A 21868-nucleotide genomic window follows, 5' to 3' on the forward strand; every position below is an offset into this window, starting at 1 on the left:
GAGACCGGACAGAAGTCGTTTGACACCTAATAATTAGCTCTCTAATACTTAGCCCGTGGAACCTTTGACGGACGGCCTCTCCGGCTTCGGCCCGCCCGACGACTGGCCCATCGGGCGCCTGTTCTCGATCATCGCCCGCATGTCCGGACCCGTCATGTGGCGGCTGGTCGAGCAGCACGGCACCAGCCCGGCGGGCTTCTTCCTGCTGCGCGCCCTGACCGTCCAGGACGGCCTGCGCGCCGGTGAGGCCGCGCGGCAGATCATGGTCACACCCGCCACGCTCACGTCCGTCGTCTCCACGCTCGAACGCAACGGCCACGTCGAGCGCCGCCGCGACCCGGCCGACCGGCGCGCCGTCCGGCTCCACCTCACCGACTCCGGACGGGGCGTCGTGCACGCTACCGTCGCGGAGATCGGCGCGGACCTGGCGCGCCTGTACGCGGTGGACCCCGCCGACGAACCGGCCGTGCGCCGCTTCCTGCTCGGACTGCTGGACCGCTTCCGCGCCTACACCGACCACGACGGAGACCCGACATGCCCGAACCCCCCGAACTAGCCGTCCACGCCACCGACCTGCACAAGACCTACAAGAGCCCCGGCGGCGACGTCCCCGCCGTGCGCGGCATCGGGCTCGCCGTCCCGCCCGGTGAGTTCTTCGGGCTGCTCGGCCCGAACGGCGCCGGGAAGAGCACGACGATCGGGATGCTCACCACGCTCGTCCGGCCCACGTCGGGCGCCGCGAGCGTGTGGGGGCACGACGTCGTCGGCGACTCCACCGAGGTCAAGCGGCGCATCGGCATGGTGTCGCAGAACAACACGCTCGACAGCGACCTGGACGCCTTCGAGAACCTGGAGTTCCGGGGCCGCTACTTCGGCCTCGGCGCCCGCGACGCGCGCCGCCGCGCCGACGAGCTGCTGGAGCTGTTCGGCCTCACCGACCGGCGCAAGGGCAACCCGTTCGAGATGTCGGGCGGGCAGGCCAAGCGGCTGATGATCGCGCGGGCGCTGGTGCACCGGCCCGACGTCCTGTTCCTGGACGAGCCCACCGCCGGTCTCGACCCGCAGAACCGCGTCAACCTGTGGGACCTGCTGCGCGGCCTCCAGAAGGAGGGGCAGACCATCCTGCTGACCACGCACTACATGGAGGAGGCCGAGGTCCTCTGCGACCGGATCGCCGTCGTCGACCACGGCCGCGTCCTCGCGCAGGGCACCGTGCCCGAGCTGACCGCGACGGCCGGGGCCGACACCGTCGTCACCGTCACCTACGAGGGCGCTCCGCCCGCGGGCCTGCGGGAGCGGCTCGACGGCCGGGACGGCGTCGGCAAGGTGGAGGTGACCGACGGGCAGGTCCGCGTGTTCGCCCGCGAGGCCGACGGGCTGCTCGGCGAACTCGTCGCCGCCGGGGCCGGGTCGGGCGCCGTCGTCACCGACGCCAGCCAGATCCGCCCCAGCCTGGAGACCGTGTTCCTCAGCCTGACCGGACGGGAGTACCGCGACTGATGGCCACCACCACCGCGACCGCCGCCGGGGCGGGCACCGCCGCCCAGCGCGTCACCGTCGGCCGCACGTTCCTCGCCATGATGGCGCGCGAGGTGCGGGTCCTGCGCAAGAACTTCATCTCCACGTTCGTGCGCGTGCTCGTGCAGCCCGTGCTGTTCGTGTTCGTCTTCGCCTACGTGCTGCCCAAGCTCGGCTCCGGCGGGTTCGGGGGCGCCGCCGGGGCCGAGACGTTCTCCACCATCCTCGTGCCCGGCCTCGTCGGCTCCTCGATCATCATGCAGGGCGTGATGGCCGTGGTGTTCCCGCTGATGATGGAGCTGTCCTGGCAGAAGTCGATCACCGACCGGGCGCTCGCGCCCATCCCGGTGCCGCTGCTGGCCGTGCAGAAGATCGCCGCCGCCGGGTTCCAGGCGCTGCTGGCCGGGCTGCTGGTCTTCCCGGCCGTCCTGTTCATCCACGCCGACGGGCAGGCGCCGCAGATCACCGTCGCGAACTGGCCGCTGCTCATCGGCGTGCTGGTGGCCGGGTCGCTGCTGTCGTCGGCGGGCGGGCTGCTGATGGGAACGCTGATGAACCCGCAGAAGGTGCAGATCCTGTTCGGGCTCGTCCTCATGCCGATGTCGATGCTCGGCTGCGTCTACTACCCGTGGGCCGCGCTGGAGAACGTGCGCTGGCTCCAGATCGCGACGCTGATCAACCCGATGGTCTACGTCAACGAGGGGTTGCGCGCCGCGCTCACGCCCGACGTCGGGCACATGTCGTTCTGGGTGTACGGGCCGGTGATCCTCATCGGGACGGTGCTGCTGGTGTGGGCGTCCGCGCGGACGTTCACCAAGCGGGTGCTGACCTGAGACGCCCGGAGGCCGCGCGCGGCCCCCGGGCGCGCTCTACAGCGGCTCGCCCTCGGTCAGGCCCGTCGCGCGGTCCATGCGCAGCCAGCGGGTGATGCCCAGCGTGCGCAGGAACGGCACGTCGTGGCTCACCACCAGCAGCGCGCCCTCGTAGCCGGTCAGGGCCGCGCCGAGGCGGGCCGCGCTCGCCAGGTCGAGGTTGTTGGTCGGCTCGTCCAGCAGCAGGAGCTGCGGGGGCGGGTCGGCCAGCAGCAGCGACGCCAGCACGGCGCGGAACCGCTCGCCGCCCGACAGCGTCCCGGCGGGCTGCTCGGCGCGGCGGCCCCGGAACAGGAACCGGGCCAGGCCCGCGCGGATCTCGGTGAGCGGCACGTCCGGGGCGACGGCGCGGACGTTGTCGACGACGCTGGCGGCGTCGTCGAGCACGTCCAGGCGCTGCGGCAGGTACCGGACGCCCGGCACGCCGATCCGGACGTCGTCGCCGCCGTCCAGGACGCGGCGCAGCAGCGTCGTCTTGCCCGCGCCGTTGTCGCCGGTCAGCGCGATCCGCTCCGGCCCCCGGACGATCAGCTCGGTGAGCGTCTCGGGCTCCGGTTCGGGGGCGTCCAGGCCGCCCAGCGTGAGGACCGTGCGGCCCGCCGGGACGCGGGTGCGCGGCAGCGCGACGCGGATCTCCTCGTCCTCGCGGACCGCGTCCTCGGCCTCGGACAGCCGGTCGCGGGCGTCGGCGAGCCGGTCCTCGTGCAGGTTGCGGTGCTTGCCCGCCGAGACCTCGGCGGCCCGCTTCCACGCCCCCATGACGATCTTGGGCTGGCTCCGGCTCGCCTGGATCTTGTTCCCGTACCGCTCGCGCCGGGCGAGCTTGACCTGCGCCTCCTCCAGTTCGCGTTTCTGCCGGCGCACGTCGGTCTCGGCGGCGCGGACCGTGCGCTCGGCCGCCTCCTTCTCCACGGCCAGCAGTTCCTCGTACTGCGACAGGGTGCCGCCGAACGTGCGGACGCCGCCGCCGCGAAGGTCCGCGACGGCGTCGACGTGCTCCAGCAGCTCGCGGTCGTGGCTGACGACGACGAGCACGCCGCTCCAGGCGTCGATCGCGTCGTACAGGCGGTGCCGGGCCGCCAGGTCGAGGTTGTTGGTGGGTTCGTCCAGCAGCAGGACGTCGGGACGGGCGAGCAGCCGCGCGGCCAGGCCCACCATGACGGTCTCGCCGCCCGACAGCGTGCCGACCGTGCGGTCCAGTTCGACGTGCGCGAGGCCGAGGCGGTCGAGCTGGGCGCGGGTGCGTTCCTCGACGTCCCAGTCGTCACCGACGGCGGCGAAGTTCGCCTCCGTCGCCTCGCCCGCCTCGATGGCGTGCAGCGCGGTGCGCGCCGGGGTGATGCCGAGCAGGTCCGCGACGGTCGTGGCGGTGCCGAGCGGAAGGTCCTGCGGCAGGTAACCGGTCTCCCCCGCGACGCTGACCGTCCCGGCCGACGGCGTCAGCTCGCCCGCGATCAGCTTGAGCAGGGTGGACTTGCCCGCGCCGTTGACGCCGACGAGACCGGTGCGGCCCGTGCCGAACGCGGCGTCGAGGCCGTCCAGGACGACGGTGCCGTCCGGCCAGGAGAAGGACAGATCAGAACAGACGATGGCGAAGGACATGGGGCGGCTCCAGGGTTCTCGCGGAAGAGCGGACTCGTGGAGACACCGCGGACCGTACGGCACGCCCGCCGGACAGCGAAAAACCGTCCGGGACGTCGAGAAGCCCACCGAGATCGCGTCGCACGGAACCAGCCGGAGCCCTGACACGGGCGTCGAAACGGCGGCACATCGCGCGGTGCCTGCGACCTCAGTTCCTCAATGGACTCCCCAACCGGACGGCAATGAGACCCAGTGATCCTATATGAGCCGACCACCCGACGCAAGGACGGCCCGTGACCCCAGGGTCACGGGCCGTCCCGTCGAGCGGATCAGGCGCCGCGCAACGTGGCGCCCGTGCGTTCGGACACGACGGCCACCGCCGCGTCGCGGGCCGCCGTCGTCTCCTCGGCGGTCAGCGTGCGGTCGGGCGCGCGGAAGCGGAGCGTGTAGGCCAGGGACTTGTGCCCCTCCCCGACCTGCTCGCCGGTGTAGACGTCGAACAGGCGCAGCGACTCCAGCAGCTCGCCCGCGCCCGCGCGCAGCGACGACTCGACCGACGCCGCCGGGACGTCGGCGGGCACGGTCAGCGCGACGTCCTGGGTGGCGACCGGGTACGTCGAGACGTGCGGAGCGCGGGGAAGGCCCGGCTCGTCCAGGCCGCGCAGCTCCAGCTCCATCGCGCAGGCGCGCGGCGGCAGGCCGTACGCCTTGATGACGCGCGGCGCCAGCTCGCCCGCGTGCCCGACCAGCGTGTCACCCGCGTACAGGGCGGCGCAGCGGCCCGGGTGCCACGGCTCGTGGCGGTCGGCCTCGACCCGCAGCTCCACCCCGGCCTCGCGCGCGACCGTGCGGGCCGCCTCGATCGCGTCCGCCCAGGTGGCCGGACGGCCCGCGCCCCACCAGCCCGGCCGCTCGCGGTCGCCCGCCAGGACGACCGCGACGCGCTCGGGCTGGTCGGGCAGCGCCGCGTCCACCGAGGCGATCTCGTCGGCCGACGGGCCGTGGTCGACGGACAGGCGCGGCGCGGCCGGCACCCCGTCGCCGTCCGGGCGGAACACGACGCCGCGCTCGAACAGCGCCACGTCGCCGAAGCCGCGCCCCACGTTGCGGGCCAGGGTCTTGAGCAGGCCCGGCAGCAGCGTCGTGCGCAGCAGCGGCTCGTCCTCCGACAGCGGGTTCGCCAGCCGCAGCGCGCGGCGCCGCGCGTCGTCGGCGGGGAGCTGGAGGGAGTCCCAGTCCCTGGCGGACGCGAACGGCACGTTCAGCGCCTCGACGTACCCGGCACCGGCCAGCGCGCGGCCGACGCGGCGGCGCAGCCGCTGCCGGGGCGTAAGCCCCTGCCCGGCCGCCGGACGCGGCGCCCGCGACGGGATGGCCTCATAGCCCTCCAGCCGGATGACCTCCTCGGCCAGGTCGCTGGGGTCGGTGAGGTCGGGACGCCACGACGGCGGCGTCACCGTCAGCGTGTCACCGCCCTCGACCGCGCACCCGACCTGCTCCAGCCGGGACACGACGGTGCCGCGCCCGTAGGCGACGCCCGCCACCCGGTCCGGGTGGTCGGCGGCCATCGTGATCGCGCGCGGCGCGACGGGCGCCTCCGCGACCGTCGCCCCCGGCACGGCCTCGGCGCCGCCCAGCTCGGCCAGCAGCGCCGCCGCGCGGTGGGCGGCGCGGACCGGCAGCTCGCGGTCGACGCCGCGCTCGAACCGGTACGACGCCTCGCTGTGCAGCTTGTGGCGCCGCACCATGCGCGCGGTCGCGATCTCGTCGAAGTGCGCCGCCTCCAGCACGAGATCGGTGGACTTCTCGTCGATCTCGGTGGCCAGGCCGCCCATCGCGCCCGCCATCGAGATCGGGCCCGACGCGTCGGTGATCAGCACGTCCTCGGCGTCCAGCTCGCGGCGGACGTGGTCGAGCGTCTCCAGGGTCTCCCCCGGCCGGGCCCGCCGCACGACGATCTCGCCGGACAGCTTCGTCCGGTCGAAGGCGTGCAGCGGCTGGCCCAGCTCCAGCATCAGATAGTTGGTGACGTCCACGGCGAGCGACACCGGGCGCACGCCCGCGCGGGACAGCCGCACGCGCATCCACATCGGCGTCTGCGCGGCGGGGTCGAGGCCGCGCACCTCGCGCAGCACGAACCGGTCGCAGGCGGAGGTGTCGGCGATGCTCGCCGGGTAGGCGGGGCCGTCGTCGGACGGGGCGTCGCCCGCCGGGTCGGTGAACGCGACGCCGTACGCGGTGGCGGCCTCCCGCGCCACGCCCCGGATCGACAGCGCGTAGCCGCGGTCGGGGGTGACGGCGATGTCCAGCACGTCGTCGCGCAGGCCGAGCAGCTCGATCGCGTCCGCGCCGACCTCGGGGCGGCCCGGCAGCACCAGGATGCCGGAGTGGTCCTCACCGATGCCCAGTTCGGACACCGAGCAGATCATGCCCTCGGACAGCTTGCCGTAGGTCTTGCGCGACCCGATCTCGAACCCGCCGGGCAGCGCGCCGCCGGGCAGGATCGCGACGATCCGGTCACCGACCGAGAAGTTCGTCGCGCCGCACACGATGTTCTGCGGTTCGCCGGTGCCGTTGGCCCGCCCGACGTCGACCTGGCAGTACCGGATGGGCTTCTTGAACCCGGTCAGCTCCTCGATCGCGAGCACTTCACCGACGACGAGCGGGCCGCGCAGGTCGGCGCCCGCGCGCTCGACCGTCTCGACCTCCAGACCCGCCGCGATCAGCTCGGCGGCCACGTCGCGGCCGGTCGCCTCGGCGGGCAGCGCCGCGTACTCCCGCAGCCAGGAAAGCGGGGCGCGCATCAGATCTCCATCCCGAACGGAAGGGTGAAGCGCACGTCGCCCTCCACCATGTCGTGCATGTCCTCGACGCCGTGGCGGAACATCAGCGTCCGCTCGACGCCGAGCCCGAACGCCCAGCCGCTGTAGCGGTCGGGGTCGATGCCGCACGCCACCAGCACGCGCGGGTTCACCATGCCGCAGCCGCCCAGCTCGATCCAGCCCTCCGACGAGCAGGTGCGGCACGGCGCGGCGCCCGGTTCCACCGACGCGCCCCGGCACACGAAGCACTGCATGTCCACCTCGGCGGACGGCTCGGTGAACGGGAAGTACGACGGCCGCATCCGCGTGACCAGGCCCTCGCCGAACATGCCGCGCACGAACGCGTCGATGCCGCCGCGCAGGTCGGCCATCGTCAGGCCCTCGTCGACCGCGAGCCCTTCGAGCTGGTGGAAGACGGGGCTGTGCGTGGCGTCCAGCTCGTCGGTGCGGAACGTGCGGCCGGGGGCCACGACGTAGACGGGCAGCTCACGGCTCAGCAGCGAGCGGATCTGCACCGGCGAGGTGTGCGTGCGCAGCACCAGGCCCGTCTCCTCCGACTCCACGAAGAACGTGTCCTGCATGGAGCGGGCCGGGTGGTCGGGCGGGAAGTTCAGCGCGTCGAAGTTGAACCACTCGGCCTCGACCTCGGGGCCCTCGGCGACCTCGAACCCCATCGAGACGAAGACGTCGGCCATCCGCTCCTGGAGGGTGGTCAGCGGGTGGCGGGCACCGCGCGGGGCGCGGTCCCACGGGAGGGTGACGTCCACGGCCTCCTCGGCCAGCACGCGCTGGTCGCGCTCCTCCTCCAGCTCGGCCTGGCGGCGCTTGAGCGCCCCCGACACCGCGCCGCGCGCGGCGCCGATGCGCTTGCCCGCCTCGGCGCGGCCCGCCGGCGGCAGCGCGCCGATCTCGCGGTTGGCCAGGGCCAGCGGGGAACGGTCGCCGGCGTGGGCCAGGCGGACCTGCTTGAGCGCGTCGAGATCGGCCGCGGCGGCGATCGCCGCGAGCGCCTCGTCACGGGCCCGGTCGAGCGCCTCGGGCTGCAACGTGGACACCTCGACGGGGTCGTAGGACTTGTTGGGTGCAGACATGGTGGTATGAGACTCCGGTCAGTCTGGGACGTCCGCATTCTAGTGGGCGGACGGACGAAGCCCGGAAAGGGCGGAACGCTGGGGAAGGCCCGCGCGGGGCGCCGGGACGGTCCGCGTCAGACCGCGTGGTCCGGGGCTCCGGCGGGCACGGTAAATCGGAACTCGGCGCCGCCGCCGGGGGCGCGTCGGACGACGATGCGGCCGCCGTGCGCCTCGACGAGGCCCTTGACGATGAACAGGCCGAGGCCGGTGCCGGCGCGGCGGTTGCCGCCGGGGCCGCGCCAGAACTGCCGGAAGACGCGCTGGGCCGCGTCGGGCGGGATGCCCTCGCCCTCGTCGCGTACCGACACGGCGGCCCCCTCCTTGTGCGCGTCCGGTTCCACCATGATGGTGACGGTTCCGGCGCCGTGGCGCACCGCGTTTTCCACGAGGTTGCCGAGGATCTGGTCGATCTTGTCGGGGTCGAGCCACAGCTCGGGCAGCGCGCCGTGCTCCTCGACGCGGAACCGCTCGGCCGCGTCGCCCGCCGCGACCCGGCCCGCGACGACGCGGCGGACGGCGCCCGGCAGGTCGACGACCTGGCGGCGCATCTCCAGCCGGCCCGCCTCGATGCGCGACACGTCCAGCAGTTCGGTGATGAGCCGGGTGACGCGGTCGGCGTCGGCGTTGACGGTCTCCAGCATGACGCGCTTCTGGTCGTCGTTGAAGCGGTGCCACTTGGCCAGCAGCGTCGCGGTGAAGCCCTTGACGCTGGTGAGCGGCGACCGCAGCTCGTGCGCGACGGTGGAGACCAGGTCGGCGCGGTCGCGTTCCTGGCGGGCGCGGTGCGCGGCGTCGCGCAGGGCGACGGTGAACCGTTCCACACGGCCCTCGCCGTCGCGCCGGTAGGCGGCGGTGACCAGCAGCTCGGTGCCGTCGGGCAGGAACAGCGAGCGCTCGGGGTGGCGGGTGCGCGTGGCCAGGCCCGCGTAGGGGTCGACGCACGTCCACCAGTCGCGGCCCTGCGCGTCGTGCAGGGGCAGGACGTCGCGGAAGTCGCCGCCGAGCGCGGTGGCCGCCGCCACGCCCGTGATCCGGACGGCGGCGGCGTTGAAGACGATGACCCGGGCGTCGGCGTCGGCGACGAGCAGCCCGTCGGGCAGCGAGTCTGCCTCCGGGGTCTCCCCGGGCGGACGCGGCGGCACGTCCGAGGGGTTCTCTCCGCCCACAACGGCCTCCAGAACAGCGGTCGGAACGCGGCCTGCCGACTTCAGACTCTATCCGCACCGCAGGGGGTCGCGTGACCCGGAAAAGCCCCTACGGCAGGGCCCGCGCGGCCTCGGTGAGGGCCTCGTCGAGCGAGTCGTGCAGCGCGAACAGGCGGTGCAGCCGGGTGATGCGCACCAGCCGCTCCTGGGCGGGCCGCATGCGGGCCAGCCGGATGTGCCCGCCGCGTTCGGCGACGTGGTTGTGCGCCGCGACGAGCGCGCCCAGACCGGCGGCGTCGCAGAACAGCACGTCGGCGAAGTCGACCACGACGCCGCGGTGACCGCCGGCGTGCGCCTCGATCAGGCGGGCGCGCAGCGTGTCGGCGGTGTGCACATCGATCTCGCCCCGCGCCACCGCGACGGCGAGGTCCGGCCGGACCTCCCGCAGGGTGATCTCCAGCCCGCGCTGCGGCACCGTCGCCGGTTGCGCGCCCGGTAGTGGCGCGCCCGCGCGGCAGCGCAGTCCGGCCCCCCGCCGGAGCGGCCGCCGCGCCGCCGTCGTGTTCTCCTCGGCCATGACCAGCCCCCATCCGCGCGGCACCGTCGCCGCGCTGCATCACCACCGTACGTGTGTGCGGTGACGTGTCGTCTCCACCGCCGGACCGGTATCCGGCTCCTACCTGCGAAGGAGGTCATGCACCGACCATCGTCTCCGCTTCCCCCGGAAGATCTCATCCTTCCAGGCCGGAACCCGCCGGGAGGTGCACGGCGCGGCCGTATCCGGTCAACTTGACCGTCAACCACTTCCGCTTTGCCAGTAATGCCGGTTATATAGCGGCGCTCCGCTGGGCTCGCGCCGACGCGTACAGGCACACCGCCGCCGCCGTCGCGAGGTTCAGGCTCTCCGCGCGGCCGTGGATCGGGACCGCGACGACCTCGTCCACCAGCTCCAGGATCTCGGCGGGCAGGCCCCACGCCTCGTTGCCGAACACCCACGCGGTCGGCCGCGCGAGCGTGCCGTCGTCGATGCGGGCGTCCAGGGTGCGGCTTCCCGCGCCGTCGGCGGCGAGCACCGTCAGCCCCGACTTGCGCAGTTCGGGGATCAGCGTGTCGAACCTGGGGCCCACCACCACCGGCAGGTGGAACAGGCTGCCCGCCGACGCGCGCACGCACTTGCCGTTGTACGGGTCGACAGACGCGTCGGTGAACACCACCGACTCCGAACCGGCCGCGTCGGCGGTGCGCAGCACCGTGCCCGCGTTGCCCGGATCGCGCACGTGCGCCAGCACGGTGACGAGCCGGGGCTCGGGGGCCAGCGCGTCCTCCAGCGGGACGTCCAGGAACCCGCAGACCGCCAGCAGCCCCTGCGGGGTGACGGTCTGCGCCAGCTCGGCCATGACCTCGCCGCTGACCCGCAGGACGGGCACGCCCGCCTGCTCGGCCGCCGCCACCAGATCGGCGTGGCGGGTCTCGGCCTCGGCCGTCGCGAACAGCTCCACCAGGCCGCCGGGGATGCCGAGCGCCTCGCGCACGGCCTGCGGCCCCTCGGCCAGGAAGCGCCGCTCACGGCGCCGGAACGCACGTTTGGCGAGCCGTCGAGCGGCCTTCACCCGGGGTGATCGGATCGAGGTCAGCTCGCGGCCCGCCATGTACGCGTACGTCTCTTCTCGTTCGTCGCCGGAGACTCTCGCGAGTCTCAGGCGGCCTCGCTGCCCTGCTCCGGCAGCGCGTCCTTGGCCAGCGTCACCAGGGCGGCGAACGCGGTCGGGTCGTTCACCGCGAGCTCGGCGAGCATGCGGCGGTCGACCTCGATCTCCGCGGCCTTGAGGCCCTGGATGAACCGGTTGTAGGTGATGCCGTTGGCGCGGGCCGCGGCGTTGATGCGCTGAATCCACAGCCGGCGGAACTGGCCCTTGCGGTCCTTGCGGTCCCGGAAGGCGTAGGTCATCGAGTGGAGCTGCTGCTCCTTGGCCTTGCGGTACAGGCGCGACCGCTGGCCGCGGTAGCCGCTCGACCGCTCCAGGACGACCCGACGCTTCTTGGCGGCGTTGACCGCCCGCTTCACGCGTGCCACGTGTTGAACTCCTTCGTGGGGGCCGGGCCCTGTCGGGCGCCGGCAGGTCGTACGGGTGGGTGTCCTGGAACTACTTGCGCAGCAGCTTCTTGATGTTCTTGGCGTCGGCCGGCGAAACCACGGCCGGGCCGTCCAGGCGGCGGGTGCGCTTGGAGGGCTTGTGCTCGAGCAGGTGGTTCTTGTTGGCGCGGCGGCGCATCACCTTGCCGGAGCCGGTCAGCTTGAAGCGCTTCTTGGCACCACTGTGGGTCTTGGTCTTCGGCATGGTCGCCGTCGTCTCCCTCAATCGCCGCCCGCTGACGAGCGGGCGTACCTGAACGGGCGCGCTCCACCGGTCACCGTGGACCGCGCCTGGACAGGCTTCAATGTACGTGCGTCTCGGCCCCGTCCGGGACGGGACCGGCATCGGGCCGGCGGAGGCCGGCCCGGTTTCAGCCGGCGGTCTGCTCCTCCGCGCGGGAGGCTTCGCGCTCGGCCTTGGCTTCCGCCTTGGCCTCGGCCTTCTTCTTGTGCGGACCGATCACCATGATCATGTTGCGGCCGTCCTGCTTGGGCCGCGACTCGACGAAGCCGAGGTCCTCGACGTCGTCGGCGAGCCGCTGGAGCAGCCGGAAGCCGAGCTCCGGCCGGGACTGCTCGCGGCCACGGAACATGATCGTCACCTTGACCTTGTCCCCGGCCTTGAGGAACCGCACCACGTGACCCTTCTTGGTCTCGTAGTCGTGCGGGTCGATCTTGGGCCGGAGCTTGATCTCCTTGATGATCGTGTGCGCCTGGTTCTTCCGCGCCTCACGCGCCTTCATCGCGGACTCGTACTTGAACTTGCCGTAGTCCATGAGCTTGGCGACGGGCGGGCGCGCGGTCGGCGCCACCTCGACGAGGTCGAGGTCGGACTCGCGCGCGAGTTCAAGGGCCTTGGCGATGGGAACGATGCCCACCTGTTCGCCGTTCGGGCCGACGAGCCGGACCTCGGGCACGCGAATGCGGTCGTTGATACGCGGTTCGGCGCTGATGGGACCTCCTAGGGGCCGTTCGTGGTTCTGTGACCGGTCGTACCCCGGAGCCCTCATGCGAAAAGCCCCGTACGACTCGCATACGGGGCCACCTCAGTCAGGTCGCCACGGCGAACCCCGAAGGGGACGCCGGAGGCGCGGCCTCGGGTACAGAGCCCGAAGCCTGACCAGAACCCACCGGCTGAACGCCGGTCAGGTGGGAGGTGGCCTCCGCTTGAGCGCCCGGAGCATCCACTGCATGCGCCAGGCCGGTCGACCACCAACTCTACCACTCGCTCGGGAGAACCGGGGCCACCGCCGACGGCACATCGCCGGGAGGCGCCGAGAGTACGACTCCCCTATGTAACAGTGCTGAAAAGCCGCGTATTCCGAGGGTAAGAAAAGTGACAAAGCGGGAACAACCACCGACAGAAGGTGGCTCCCGTGAAATCTCTTTCTCCCCCCGTGGACATCGCCCGGCTGGAAAGCCGGTTGAACTCCTCCCTCGACGTACTGCGGCGAACGTGCCGCGACGGCGGCTGGTGCCATGACCTAGGGCGCGACGCGCCCGGGTCGACGGCCACCGCGGTCGGCGCGCTGGCGTTCGCCGTCGCCGGACACCCGATTCCGCAATTCTCCGAAACACTTTCGTTTCTCGCCCGCAGACAGGCGGGAACGCGCGATCCGTCGCGCGACGGCGGGTGGGCGACCCGCACCAGTCTCGGCATTCCCGTGGTCGAGGCGTCCGCGTGGATCGTCATGCTGCTGGCGCGGGCCGGATGCCCCGCCCGTGACGACGCGCCCGACCTCGCCCGCGCGCACCGGTGGCTGCTGCGGCACCAGAACGCCGACGGCGGCTGGGGCTCGGTGCGCGGCTGCCCGTCCCGGGTCTGGTCCACGTGCCTGGCCGTCCGGGCGCTGGCGCGGCTCGACCCGTACGGCGGCGCGGTCGAGCGCGGCGTCCAGTGGATTCTGCGCGCGGGCGGGCCGTGGGGCGTGGTGCCGGGTGCGCGGCCGACCGTCACGCACACCGCCTTCGCGCTGATCGCGCTCGCCGACGCCCGCCCCTGGGAGGACCGCCGCCGCGTCCGCGACGGTTACGCCTGGCTGCGCGCCCACCTCGACCCCGGCGACGACCACCGCTGGATCGAGACCTACGAGGTGACGTCCGGCGCCGCCGTCTGCCGGCTGGCGCTGTGGCACCACGGGCTGCCGATCGCCGTGGCCGCCCTGCTGCGCGACCCGCGCGGCGCGCCGGGCCCGCTGCTGGCCCGCGCGCTGGAGACGATGCTGCGCGACGAGCCGTCCGGCGAGGGCGCCGGTTCGCTGTGGGCGCTGTGGTGGCGGCTGGAGGTGCTGGCGGCCCTGGTCCGCAGCCCGCTGACTCGTCCCCGGGACCTGCTGCACTGGCTGCCGGGCGCGACCGTCGTCCAGCACGCCCACGCCCGCGAGATCCCGCTCGCGCGGGTCGTGCGCGGCTCACCACGACGGCTGCGGGCGACGCTGCGGCGGCATTGGGGCACGGGCCTGCTCGTGCTGGTCGCCGTCGGCAGTCTCGGCGGTGTCGCCACCCGCACCTGGGAGTGGAAGGACTTCTGGCTGAGCGTCATCCTGCCCATGCTGCTGGCCGCCGGGCAGGAGGCGGGACGGCGGCGCAAGGACGTCCGCGAGGTGCGCGAGACGGTGTGAGGGTCAGGCGTCGGTGAGGCGCCGCAGCAGTTCGGCCTCACCGGCGGCGCGCATGGCGTCGAGGGGGACGTCCTCGCGGCCGGTCATCAGCGCGACCTGGCGGGCGGCCTGGTGCAGCAGCATCGGGAAGCCGCCGACGGCCGTGCCGCCCGCCGCCGTCACCGCCGTGGCGAGCGTCGTCGGCCACGGCGTGTACAGGACGTCGAACAGGGCGGCGCCCGACGCGGCGATCGGCGCCGCGAACGCGTCGGCGGCGGTGCCGGGCAGTGTCGAGATGACCAGGTCGACGCCGAGCGCGTCGTGGACGCCGTCGAGCATGTGCATCTCGATGTCCAGGCCGAAGCGGTTGCCGACGACGACCGTGTCCACCGCGCGCTCGGGCGCCCGGACGGCCAGCCGCGCCGACGTCAGCCCCAGCTCCGACAGCGCCGCCAGCGCGGACGCGGCCGTCGCCCCGCCGCCGAGCACCAGCGCCGAGTTCGGCCGGCCCAGCCCGGCCTCGGTCAGCGCGGCGACGATGCCGCCGACGTCGGTGTTGTCGCCGTAGCGGCGCCCGCCCCGGAAGACGACGGTGTTGGCGCCGCCGACGCGCTCGGCCAGCTCGGTCACGTCGTCCAGCAGCGGCAGCACCGTGCGCTTGAGCGGCATCGTCAGCGACAGCCCCGCCCACTCGGGGCCGAGGCCGTCCAGCAGGGCGGGCAGACGCTCCTCGTCGCACTCGATCGCCGTGTACTCCCACCCGAGCCCCAGCGCCGCGTACGCGGCACGGTGCAGGACGGGCGAGAGCGAGTGGACCACGGGTGAGCCGAGCACCGCCGCCCGCGGGGAGCCGCCGGTCATTCGGGGTTCGCCGCCAGCCACTTGTCGAGTTTGGCCTTCATTCTCCGGAACTCGTCGTCGGTGGTGCCGTACTCGGTGTACCCGGTGTCGGGGTTGGTGGTCACGAAGAACACCCAGGAGCCCTTGGCGGGTTCCAGCGCGCCGCGCAGCGCCACGGTGCCCGGGTTGGCGATGGCGCCGACCGGCAGGCCCGGGACGTAGTAGGTGCTGTAGGGCGACTTGATCTCGGTGTCCTTGTAGGAGACGTGCAGCGTCCGCTTGTTCATCGCGTACAGCACCGTGGTGTCGAGCTGGAGCTTGGTGCCGTTCTTCAACCGGTTGTACAGGACGCGCGCGATCTTCGGGTAGTCCTCGTCGGTGCCGCCCTCGGCCACCACCAGGCTCGCCAGGATGACCAGTTCGCCCGGCTTGAGGCCGACCTCGGACGCCCGGCTCTCCAGGTCGAGGTTCTTGGCCTCCTGCTTGAACCGCGCCACCATCGCCTTGAGGATCTCGGCGGGTCCGGCGTTGGGGTCCAGGTCGTAGCGGCCCGGGAACAGGTAGCCCTCGACGCGGCCGTTCGCGTACGACGGCAGGCCGAGCGCCTTGCCGTTGCGGGCCGCCTTCTTGAACTGGTTGACGGAGATGCCGGTCTTCTTGGCCAGCAGCTCGTACACCTCGACGGCGCGGCGGCCCTCGGGGATCGTGATCTGGTTGCCGGACCGCGACTTGGGGTCGAGCAGCAATGCCATCGCCGCCTGCGACGACATCTGCTTGCGGAGCTGGTAGAAGCCCGGCTGGATGCCCGAGGCGCGCGTCTCCCCCGCGTACACCTTCATGAACGCCGCGACGCTCTTGACGACGCCGTGGGACTGGAGGGTGTTGGCGATGGCCTGGCCGGTCGCGCCCTCCTTCACTTGGACCGTGACATTCGCCTTGCCCGCGCCCGCGTAGTCGGGCGGGTTCATGCGGTTGTCGAGCCAGGCGTAGCCGAGGACGCCGCCGGTGCCGACGATGGCGACGAGGAAGGCCAGCGCGAACAGGAACGCGGCCTTGCCGTTGCGCCGCTGCCGCTTCTGGCGCTGCTGCCGCTGCCGCTGCTGCCCGTTGCGGGGCGGCGGACGGCGCCGCGCCTGCGGGCGGCCCCGGCCGCCCTCGTCACGCGGCTCCGGGAAGAAATCAAGATCACTCATGTGCGCGTTCCTCGGACGATCTCGCCGGCCGGTCGCCCCGTCGACCGTTCGGCTTCCAGGGCGGCCTGCAACAGCACGGCCGCCGCGGCCTGGTCCACGACCTTGCGCCGTGCCCGGCCGTGCACGCCCCCCGCGCGCAGTCCCGCCTCAGCACTCACGGTGGTGAGGCGTTCGTCGTACAGCCGTACCGTGCCCTCGGGCAACCGGCGGGCGAGCAGCCGCGCGAACCTGCGCGCCGACTCCGCCGCCGGGCCCTCCCGGCCCGACAGCGACGTCGGCAGGCCGACCACGACCTCGACGGCCGCCGACTCCCCCACCAGCTCGACGAGCCGGTCGACGTCGCCCTTCCCGCTGCGCACCGTCTCCAGCGGCGACGCCAGGACGCCGCCGGGGTCGCTGCGGGCGACCCCGATGCGGACGCTCCCGACGTCGACGCCGAGCCGGACACCGGGTCTCATGGGATGATCATGCCCGGCCGGCGCGCTGCTCACGCGGCCCCTACGGCCTGTTCCACGGCGTTCAGCGCGTCACCGATCTTTCCGGCGTCCGCGCCGCCGCCCTGGGCGAGATCGTCCTTGCCGCCGCCCCCGCCGCCGAGCGTCTTGGCGGCCACGCCGACCAGCCGCCCGGCCTTGAGCCCCCGGTCGCGGGCGCCCTCGCTGACGGCGATGACGACGACCGGACGGTCCTTGGGAACGCCGGTGACCATGACGACGGCGGGCCGCCCGCCGAGCCGCCCGCGCACGTCGACGGCGAGCTTGCGCAGGTCGTCGGCGCCGGTGCCGTCCGGGGCGCGGTGCCCGACGAACGCGACGCCGTTCACGTCGCGGGCGCCGTCGGCCAGCGACCCGGCGACGGCCAGCACCTGCTGGGAGCGCAGCCGCTCCAGGTCGCGTTCGGCGTCGCGCAGCCGGGTGACGACGCCGGAGATGCGCTCGGGCAGCTCCTCCTTGCGGACCTTCATCTGCTCGGAGAGCTGCGCGACCAGGACGCTCTCGCGCGCCAGGAACCGGAACGCGTCGATGCCGACCAGTGCCTCGACGCGCCGCACGCCCGCGCCGATGGACGCCTCCCCGAGCACCTTGACCAGGCCGAGCTGCCCCGACGTGGCCACGTGGGTGCCGCCGCACAGCTCGCGGGAGTAGTCACCGACCTCGACGACGCGGACCTCGTCGCCGTACTTCTCGCCGAACAGCGCGAGCGCGCCCATGGCGCGGGCCTCGTCGATCGAGGTGTGGAAGGCGCGGACGTCCAGGTCGTCGATGAGGACGGCGTTGACCTCGTCCTCCACGTCCCGCAGGACGGTCGGCGGGACGGCGCCCGAGGCGGTGAAGTCGAACCGGAACCGGCCCGGGGAGTTCTCCGACCCGGCCTGCGCCGCCGACTCCCCGAGCGCGCGGCGGAACCCGGCGTGGACCATATGGGTCGCGGTGTGCGACCGGGAGATCGCCCGGCGCCGCTCGATGTCGATCTCGGCGAAGGCGGTGTCACCGACCTGCGCCTCGCCCCGCCGGACGGTGCCGCGGTGCACGATCAGCCCGGCCAGCGGGCTCTGCACGTCGTGCACGGCGACGACCGCGCCGCCGGACGTGGTGATGGTGCCGTGGTCGGCGAGCTGGCCGCCGCCCTCGGCGTAGAACGGGGTGCGGTCCAGGACGACCTCGACCTCGGTGCCCTCGGGCGCGGTCGGCACGTTGGCGCCGTTGACGAGCAGCCCGGCGACGCGGGCGTCGCCGGTGACGTCGCGGTAGCCGGTGAACTCGACCCGGCCGCCGGAGGCGATGAGCAGTTCGTCCAGGACCGAGACGTCCAGGTTGCCGGTCTTCTTCTCGCGGGCGTCCTGCTTGGCGCGGTCGCGCTGCTCGGTCATGAGCCGCCGGAACCCGGCCTCGTCGACCGTGAGGCCCTGCTCGGCCGCCATCTCCAGCGTGAGGTCGATGGGGAAGCCGTAGGTGTCGTGCAGCTTGAACGCCTGCTCGCCCGCCAGGGCCTTGCCGCCGGTGCGGCGCGTCTCCGCGACGGCGGTGTCGAAGATCGTCGTGCCGGTGCGCAGGGTCGTCAGGAACGACTCCTCCTCGGCGTCGATCACCGTGTGGATGTTGGCCGCGGTGCGGACGAGGTCGGGGTACTGCTCCCCCATCGCGCCGATGGCCGCGTCGGTCAGCTCGTGCAGCAGCCCGGCCTCCTGGCCGCCGAGCAGCCGCAGGTTGCGGACCGAGCGGCGCAGGATGCGGCGCAGCACGTAGCCGCGGCCCTCGTTGCCGGGGCGGATGCCGTCGGCGACCATCATCGTCCCGGCCCGGACGTGGTCGGCGATGACGCGCAGCGACACGTCGGCGCGCGCGTCGGCGCCGTACTTGGCGCCGGTCAGCGTGGCGGCGCGGTCGAGGACGCGCCACAGCGTGTCGGTCTCGTAGATGTTGTCCACGCCCTGGAGTACGGCCGCCATCCGCTCCAGGCCCATGCCCGTGTCGATGTTCTTGGCGGGCAGGTCGCCCGCGACGTCGAAATCGATCTTGGAGCGGACCGCGCTGAGCTGCTTCTGCATGAAGACCAGGTTCCAGACCTCCAGATACCGGTCTTCGTCGACGATGGGGCCGCCCTCGCGCCCGTACTCGGGACCGCGGTCGTAGTAGATCTCCGAGCAGGGGCCGCCGGGGCCGGGAACGCCCATGTGCCAGTAGTTGTCCGCGAGGTCGCGGCGCTGGATGCGCTCGTCGGGCACACCGGCCCGGCGCCAGATGTCGTACGCCTCGTCGTCGTCGAGGTAGACGGTGGCCCACAGCTTCTCCTCGGGGAAGCCGAAGCCGCCGTCCTCGCGGGACCGGGTCAGGAGTTCCCAGGCGAACGGGATCGCCTGCTCCTTGAAGTAGTCCCCGATGGAGAAGTTGCCGAGCATCTGGAAGAACGTGGCGTGCCGCGTGGTCTTGCCGACCTCGTCGATGTCCCCGGTGCGGACGCACTTCTGCGCGCTCGTCATGCGCGGCGCGGGCGGGGTGCGCTGGCCGAGGAAGTACGGCTTGAACGGCACCATGCCGGCCGGGACCAGCAGCAGCGTCGGGTCCTCGGCGATCAGGCTGGCCGACGGCACGATCGTGTGCCCCCGGTCGGCGAAGAACGTGAGGAAGCGGCGCGCGACCTCTGCCGACTCCATGTCAGTGGCCATCCTTGGTCTCGGGAACATCGTGGGAAGGGTCGTCGTCGACGACCGTGTAGCGGGCTCTGAGGACCCGGCGCGGCGGGGGCGGGGCCTGGTCGGTCCGGACGGCCTCCCGCAGCTCCTCCTCGCGGGCGGCCGACAGCTCGCGCACGTCGGCGGCGAAGTTGCGCAGCCGCTGCCCGGCGTCCTGCCCGGAGGTGACGGCGCGGTGGGCGACGCCCTCGGGCGACCAGGCGCGCGCGATGCGCTCCACCCGGCGCTTGACGCGGTGGGTGGCGTACACGCCGGCGCCCGCGCCGACCGACAGCCAGAACAGACGTCTCATCGGGTCACCGCTTCCCCTTGCCCCTGGCCTGCCCGCGCGGGAGCTGCGGGTGCTCGGGGGCGGGACGCCCGGCGTTGCCGATGGCCTTGCGGACGCCGTAGGAGAAGGCCGCGGCCTTGACCAGCGGCCCGCCGACCACGGAGGTCATGACGGTGGTGACGGCCGACACGTTCTGGGTGACGGAGGCCGCCTGCTTGGTGATCACGTCGGTGCGCCCGAGCTGCTCGTTCGCGCGCCGCACCGTGCGGTTCATGTCGTCCAGCAGGGGACCGGCCTGTTCGCCGATCTCCGCGACGACCTCGCCCGCCTCGCGCAGGAGACGGGCCAGCTTCAGCAGCGTGTAGGCCAGGAACGAGACGAGGACCGCCCAGAACACGGCCACGATGAGACCCGCGAGCTGTCCACCAGTGAGCATCAGGGCTTTCCGTTCGGTTGCGTGTGATCCGGCCGGGCCAGAGATCGAACCCTACCGCGCACGGAGGCGCGCCTCGCGCGGCCGGACGCCGGTCCGGCCAGAGTGCCATGATCACCAGGTCAGTCGCCACTCCGGCGGCCCGTTCCGCGCAGCACCGAGCGGATGCGGGCGAGCACGTCGGTGAAGCGCGCCTCAGCGCCGTGCCGGGTGGGACGGTAGTACTCGCGGCCGTCCACGGCGTCGGGCGCGTACTGCTGCCGGACGACCCCGCCGGGATGGTCGTGCGCGTACTTGTACCCCTCACCGTGCCCGATGCGGGCGGCGCCCTTGTAGTGCGCGTCGCGCAGGTGGCCGGGCACGGGACCGGCCAGGCCCTGCCGGACGTCGCGGAGCGCGGCGTCGACGGCGGTGATGACCGCGTTGGACTTGGGCGCCAGCGACAGGTGGATCACGGCCTGCGCCAGGTTGATGCGCGCCTCGGGCAGGCCGACGAACTCGACGGCCTGCGCGGCGGCGATCGCCGTCTGCAAAGCGGTCGGGTCGGCCATGCCGATGTCCTCGCTGGCGTGCACGATGAGGCGGCGGGCGACGAAGCGCGGGTCCTCGCCGGCCTCGATCATGCGGGCGAGGTAGTGCAGGGCGGCGTCGGCGTCGCTGCCGCGGATGCTCTTGATGAACGCGCTGATGACGTCGTAGTGCTGGTCGCCCTCGCGGTCGTAGCGGACGGCGGCGCGGTCGACGGCCTTCTCCAGCACGGCCACGTCGATCGGGGCGTCCTCGGGGGCGACGAGCGCCGCCGCCTCCAGGTAGGTGAGGGTGCGGCGGGCGTCGCCGCCCGCGAGCCGGACGAGGTGGTCTTCGGCGGCGGGATCGAGGGTGACCGCGCCGTCCAGGCCGCGTTCGTCGGTGAGGGCGCGGCGCACGACCTCGCGCAGGTCGTCGTCGGCGAGGGGTTCGAGGGTGAGCAGCAGCGACCGCGACAGCAGCGGACTGATCACCGAGAAGAACGGGTTCTCGGTGGTGGCGCCGATGAACGACACCCAGCGGTTCTCGACGGCGGGCAGCAGCGCGTCCTGCTGGGCCTTGTTGAAGCGGTGGACCTCGTCGACGAACAGGACGGTCTGGCGGCCGGACATGCCGAGTTCGCGGCGGGCCAGGTCGATCTCGGCGCGGACGCGCTTGACGCCGTCGCTGACGGCGGAGATCTCCACGAAGCGGCGGCTGGTGACGCGGCTGACGACGGTGGCGAGCGTGGTCTTGCCGGTGCCGGGCGGGCCCCACAGCAGCAGCGACATGGGGACGTCGCGGTCGACGAGCTGGCGGATCGGGGTGCCGGGGCCCAGCAGGTGGCCCTGGCCGACGACCTCGTCCAGCGAGCGGGGGCGCATCCGCACGGCGAGCGGCTGGGACGCCTGCTCGCCCGCGCTCACCGGGGGCGCCCCGTTCGCCGGGGCGCCGGGCCCCGACCCGCCGGAGGACGCCGCCGCGGGGTGGTCGAACAGCCCTTCCGGCTCACCGCTGGTCACGCTCCGAGACTATCCGGCGGTACCGACAGGACCGGCACGCACCATCACCATGAACCCGGACAAGCCACGTGTTCCGCCTGATCGCGGGTATTCTCCGTCTCGCCCGGTTCCGGAGGGAACTCCCGGCCGGGTTCCGGCGTTGGCAACGCGATCGGACACGACGGATGAGGCGGCGTGCGGTGACTGGCATGACACCACGTCCGCGCCACGGGCCCGCAGGGCTGCTCGTGGCGCTGTTCGTCGTGGCCGGGCTCGTGTTCAGTTACGGGCTCGGGCATCCGCCGCCGCCGCAGGTCTGCACCGCGCACGCGCTGCACGCCCCGGCGGACGTGCCCGCCTTCGCGGCGCCGTCCGGCGGCGGAACCGTCCTTGCCGTCGCGGCTCCCGGCGACGCGCCCGTCGACCCGGCCACGGCGTGCCTGGGGCTCGCCGTCCTGCTCGGGCTGATGGTGCTGGCACTGGCGCTGCCGCGCGTCCGTCCGCTGCCGCCCGGCCCCGGACGGCCGCGCCGCGCGGCGCGCGCGCCCACGGCCCGCGCCCCCGGCCCGCCCTCCCTCGCCGCGCTCCAGGTGCTGCGGGTGTAGAACGCGCGCCGCGTTCCGCG

The 21868-nt window shown here is 73.3% G+C and carries 21 protein-coding genes; 5 read left to right on the plus strand and 16 right to left on the minus strand.

Annotated elements, in window-relative coordinates; translation table 11 throughout:
• Positions 1 to 55: 55 nt before the first annotated feature.
• The 3 genes from C229_RS0125610 to C229_RS0125620 are packed head-to-tail and all read left to right on the plus strand — an operon-like array spanning position 56 to position 2351.
• On the plus strand, positions 56 to 556 hold the full coding sequence (locus C229_RS0125610; protein ID WP_240487396.1) for a MarR family winged helix-turn-helix transcriptional regulator: 501 nt from the start codon (positions 56 to 58) through the stop codon (positions 554 to 556).
• Positions 535 to 1500, plus strand: a complete 966-nt coding sequence (locus C229_RS0125615) for an ABC transporter ATP-binding protein (protein WP_018657975.1) — start codon at positions 535 to 537, stop codon at positions 1498 to 1500. Before C229_RS0125610 ends, C229_RS0125615 begins: the two co-directional genes overlap by 22 nt.
• Positions 1500 to 2351: an ABC transporter permease gene (locus C229_RS0125620; RefSeq protein ID WP_018657976.1), complete on the plus strand. Its 852-nt coding sequence runs from the start codon at positions 1500 to 1502 to the stop codon at positions 2349 to 2351. The genes C229_RS0125615 and C229_RS0125620 overlap by 1 nt, the downstream gene beginning before the upstream one ends.
• A 36-nt stretch (positions 2352 to 2387) precedes the next feature.
• Here the strand turns inward: C229_RS0125620 and C229_RS0125625 are convergent, their stop codons facing one another.
• From C229_RS0125625 to infC, 9 genes are all read right to left on the minus strand, one after another.
• Positions 2388 to 3992, minus strand: a complete 1605-nt coding sequence (locus tag C229_RS0125625) for an ABC-F family ATP-binding cassette domain-containing protein (protein WP_018657977.1) — start codon at positions 3990 to 3992, stop codon at positions 2388 to 2390.
• A 308-nt stretch (positions 3993 to 4300) separates the two neighbouring features.
• Positions 4301 to 6775 (minus strand): phenylalanine--tRNA ligase subunit beta, encoded by a 2475-nt coding sequence (gene pheT, locus C229_RS0125630; RefSeq protein ID WP_018657978.1) that lies wholly within the window; start codon positions 6773 to 6775, stop codon positions 4301 to 4303.
• Entirely contained in the window at positions 6775 to 7884 is a 1110-nt protein-coding gene (gene pheS, locus C229_RS0125635; RefSeq protein WP_018657979.1) for a phenylalanine--tRNA ligase subunit alpha, read from the minus strand. Before pheS ends, pheT begins: the two co-directional genes overlap by 1 nt.
• Positions 7885 to 8000: 116 nt before the next feature.
• A complete protein-coding gene (locus C229_RS0125640; RefSeq protein WP_018657980.1) occupies positions 8001 to 9092 on the minus strand; it encodes a sensor histidine kinase in 1092 nt (363 codons plus the stop codon).
• An 88-nt stretch (positions 9093 to 9180) separates the two neighbouring features.
• Positions 9181 to 9648 (minus strand): STAS domain-containing protein, encoded by a 468-nt coding sequence (locus tag C229_RS0125645; protein ID WP_018657981.1) that lies wholly within the window; start codon positions 9646 to 9648, stop codon positions 9181 to 9183.
• Between the two features lie 250 nt (positions 9649 to 9898).
• Positions 9899 to 10720, minus strand: a complete 822-nt coding sequence (locus tag C229_RS0125650) for a TrmH family RNA methyltransferase (protein ID WP_018657982.1) — start codon at positions 10718 to 10720, stop codon at positions 9899 to 9901.
• Positions 10721 to 10767: 47 nt separating this feature from the next.
• Positions 10768 to 11145 (minus strand): 50S ribosomal protein L20, encoded by a 378-nt coding sequence (gene rplT, locus C229_RS0125655; RefSeq protein WP_018657983.1) that lies wholly within the window; start codon positions 11143 to 11145, stop codon positions 10768 to 10770.
• Between the two features lie 70 nt (positions 11146 to 11215).
• On the minus strand, positions 11216 to 11410 hold the full coding sequence (gene rpmI, locus C229_RS0125660; protein ID WP_018657984.1) for a 50S ribosomal protein L35: 195 nt from the start codon (positions 11408 to 11410) through the stop codon (positions 11216 to 11218).
• A gap of 166 nt (positions 11411 to 11576) precedes the next feature.
• A complete protein-coding gene (infC, locus tag C229_RS0125665) occupies positions 11577 to 12215 on the minus strand; it encodes a translation initiation factor IF-3 (RefSeq protein ID WP_081640038.1) in 639 nt (212 codons plus the stop codon).
• Positions 12216 to 12869: 654 nt separating this feature from the next.
• Between infC and C229_RS0125670 the strand changes: the two genes are divergently transcribed.
• Positions 12870 to 13826 carry a prenyltransferase/squalene oxidase repeat-containing protein gene (locus tag C229_RS0125670; RefSeq protein ID WP_018657986.1) on the plus strand — a complete coding sequence of 319 codons (957 nt, stop codon included), beginning with the start codon at positions 12870 to 12872 and terminating at the stop codon, positions 13824 to 13826.
• A 3-nt stretch (positions 13827 to 13829) separates the two neighbouring features.
• On the opposite strand, the gene C229_RS0125675 is transcribed toward C229_RS0125670, so the two are convergent.
• The 7 genes from C229_RS0125675 to C229_RS0125705 form a co-directional block, all read right to left on the minus strand.
• Positions 13830 to 14666, minus strand: a complete 837-nt coding sequence (locus tag C229_RS0125675; RefSeq protein ID WP_018657987.1) for a shikimate dehydrogenase — start codon at positions 14664 to 14666, stop codon at positions 13830 to 13832.
• A complete protein-coding gene (gene mltG, locus C229_RS0125680; protein WP_018657988.1) occupies positions 14663 to 15838 on the minus strand; it encodes an endolytic transglycosylase MltG in 1176 nt (391 codons plus the stop codon). The genes C229_RS0125675 and mltG overlap by 4 nt, the downstream gene beginning before the upstream one ends.
• Positions 15835 to 16296 (minus strand): Holliday junction resolvase RuvX, encoded by a 462-nt coding sequence (gene ruvX / locus C229_RS0125685; RefSeq protein WP_018657989.1) that lies wholly within the window; start codon positions 16294 to 16296, stop codon positions 15835 to 15837. The genes mltG and ruvX overlap by 4 nt, the downstream gene beginning before the upstream one ends.
• Before the next feature lie 29 nt (positions 16297 to 16325).
• The gene (gene alaS, locus C229_RS0125690) at positions 16326 to 18992 is read right to left on the minus strand and encodes an alanine--tRNA ligase (protein WP_018657990.1); all 2667 of its coding nucleotides are present in this window, start codon (positions 18990 to 18992) and stop codon (positions 16326 to 16328) included.
• A 1-nt stretch (position 18993) separates the two neighbouring features.
• Complete coding sequence (locus C229_RS0125695; RefSeq protein WP_018657994.1) at positions 18994 to 19323, minus strand: hypothetical protein; 330 nt, start codon at positions 19321 to 19323, stop codon at positions 18994 to 18996.
• 4 nt (positions 19324 to 19327) lie between these two features.
• Positions 19328 to 19738 carry a DUF948 domain-containing protein gene (locus C229_RS0125700; protein ID WP_018657995.1) on the minus strand — a complete coding sequence of 137 codons (411 nt, stop codon included), beginning with the start codon at positions 19736 to 19738 and terminating at the stop codon, positions 19328 to 19330.
• 119 nt (positions 19739 to 19857) lie between these two features.
• On the minus strand, positions 19858 to 21126 hold the full coding sequence (locus C229_RS0125705) for a replication-associated recombination protein A (RefSeq protein WP_240487401.1): 1269 nt from the start codon (positions 21124 to 21126) through the stop codon (positions 19858 to 19860).
• A gap of 326 nt (positions 21127 to 21452) precedes the next feature.
• Between C229_RS0125705 and C229_RS35100 the strand changes: the two genes are divergently transcribed.
• Positions 21453 to 21848 carry a hypothetical protein gene (locus C229_RS35100; protein ID WP_155885054.1) on the plus strand — a complete coding sequence of 132 codons (396 nt, stop codon included), beginning with the start codon at positions 21453 to 21455 and terminating at the stop codon, positions 21846 to 21848.
• The last annotated feature ends 20 nt before the right edge of the window (positions 21849 to 21868 follow it).

This window comes from Actinomadura flavalba DSM 45200 (genome assembly GCF_000374305.1).
Taxonomy (GTDB): domain Bacteria; phylum Actinomycetota; class Actinomycetes; order Streptosporangiales; family Streptosporangiaceae; genus Spirillospora; species Spirillospora flavalba.

Excerpts from the sequence above, each read along its gene's own strand:
- infC (WP_081640038.1), bottom strand. The coding sequence starts at position 12,215 with ATGAGGGCTCCGGGGTACGACCGGTCACAGAACCACGAACGGCCCCTA.
- C229_RS0125620 (WP_018657976.1), top strand. The coding sequence starts at position 1,500 with ATGGCCACCACCACCGCGACCGCCGCCGGGGCGGGCACCGCCGCCCAG.
- C229_RS35100 (WP_155885054.1), top strand. The coding sequence starts at position 21,453 with ATGACACCACGTCCGCGCCACGGGCCCGCAGGGCTGCTCGTGGCGCTG.
- ruvX (WP_018657989.1), bottom strand. The coding sequence starts at position 16,296 with ATGAGACCCGGTGTCCGGCTCGGCGTCGACGTCGGGAGCGTCCGCATC.
- C229_RS0125625 (WP_018657977.1), bottom strand. The coding sequence starts at position 3,992 with ATGTCCTTCGCCATCGTCTGTTCTGATCTGTCCTTCTCCTGGCCGGAC.
- C229_RS0125705 (WP_240487401.1), bottom strand. The coding sequence starts at position 21,126 with ATGCGCCCCCGCTCGCTGGACGAGGTCGTCGGCCAGGGCCACCTGCTG.
- pheS (WP_018657979.1), bottom strand. The coding sequence starts at position 7,884 with ATGTCTGCACCCAACAAGTCCTACGACCCCGTCGAGGTGTCCACGTTG.
- C229_RS0125675 (WP_018657987.1), bottom strand. The coding sequence starts at position 14,666 with ATGACCGGCGGCTCCCCGCGGGCGGCGGTGCTCGGCTCACCCGTGGTC.
- mltG (WP_018657988.1), bottom strand. The coding sequence starts at position 15,838 with ATGAGTGATCTTGATTTCTTCCCGGAGCCGCGTGACGAGGGCGGCCGG.
- C229_RS0125615 (WP_018657975.1), top strand. The coding sequence starts at position 535 with ATGCCCGAACCCCCCGAACTAGCCGTCCACGCCACCGACCTGCACAAG.
- C229_RS0125695 (WP_018657994.1), bottom strand. The coding sequence starts at position 19,323 with ATGAGACGTCTGTTCTGGCTGTCGGTCGGCGCGGGCGCCGGCGTGTAC.
- rpmI (WP_018657984.1), bottom strand. The coding sequence starts at position 11,410 with ATGCCGAAGACCAAGACCCACAGTGGTGCCAAGAAGCGCTTCAAGCTG.
- alaS (WP_018657990.1), bottom strand. The coding sequence starts at position 18,992 with ATGGAGTCGGCAGAGGTCGCGCGCCGCTTCCTCACGTTCTTCGCCGAC.
- C229_RS0125700 (WP_018657995.1), bottom strand. The coding sequence starts at position 19,738 with ATGCTCACTGGTGGACAGCTCGCGGGTCTCATCGTGGCCGTGTTCTGG.
- pheT (WP_018657978.1), bottom strand. The coding sequence starts at position 6,775 with ATGCGCGCCCCGCTTTCCTGGCTGCGGGAGTACGCGGCGCTGCCCGCC.
- C229_RS0125645 (WP_018657981.1), bottom strand. The coding sequence starts at position 9,648 with ATGGCCGAGGAGAACACGACGGCGGCGCGGCGGCCGCTCCGGCGGGGG.
- C229_RS0125650 (WP_018657982.1), bottom strand. The coding sequence starts at position 10,720 with ATGGCGGGCCGCGAGCTGACCTCGATCCGATCACCCCGGGTGAAGGCC.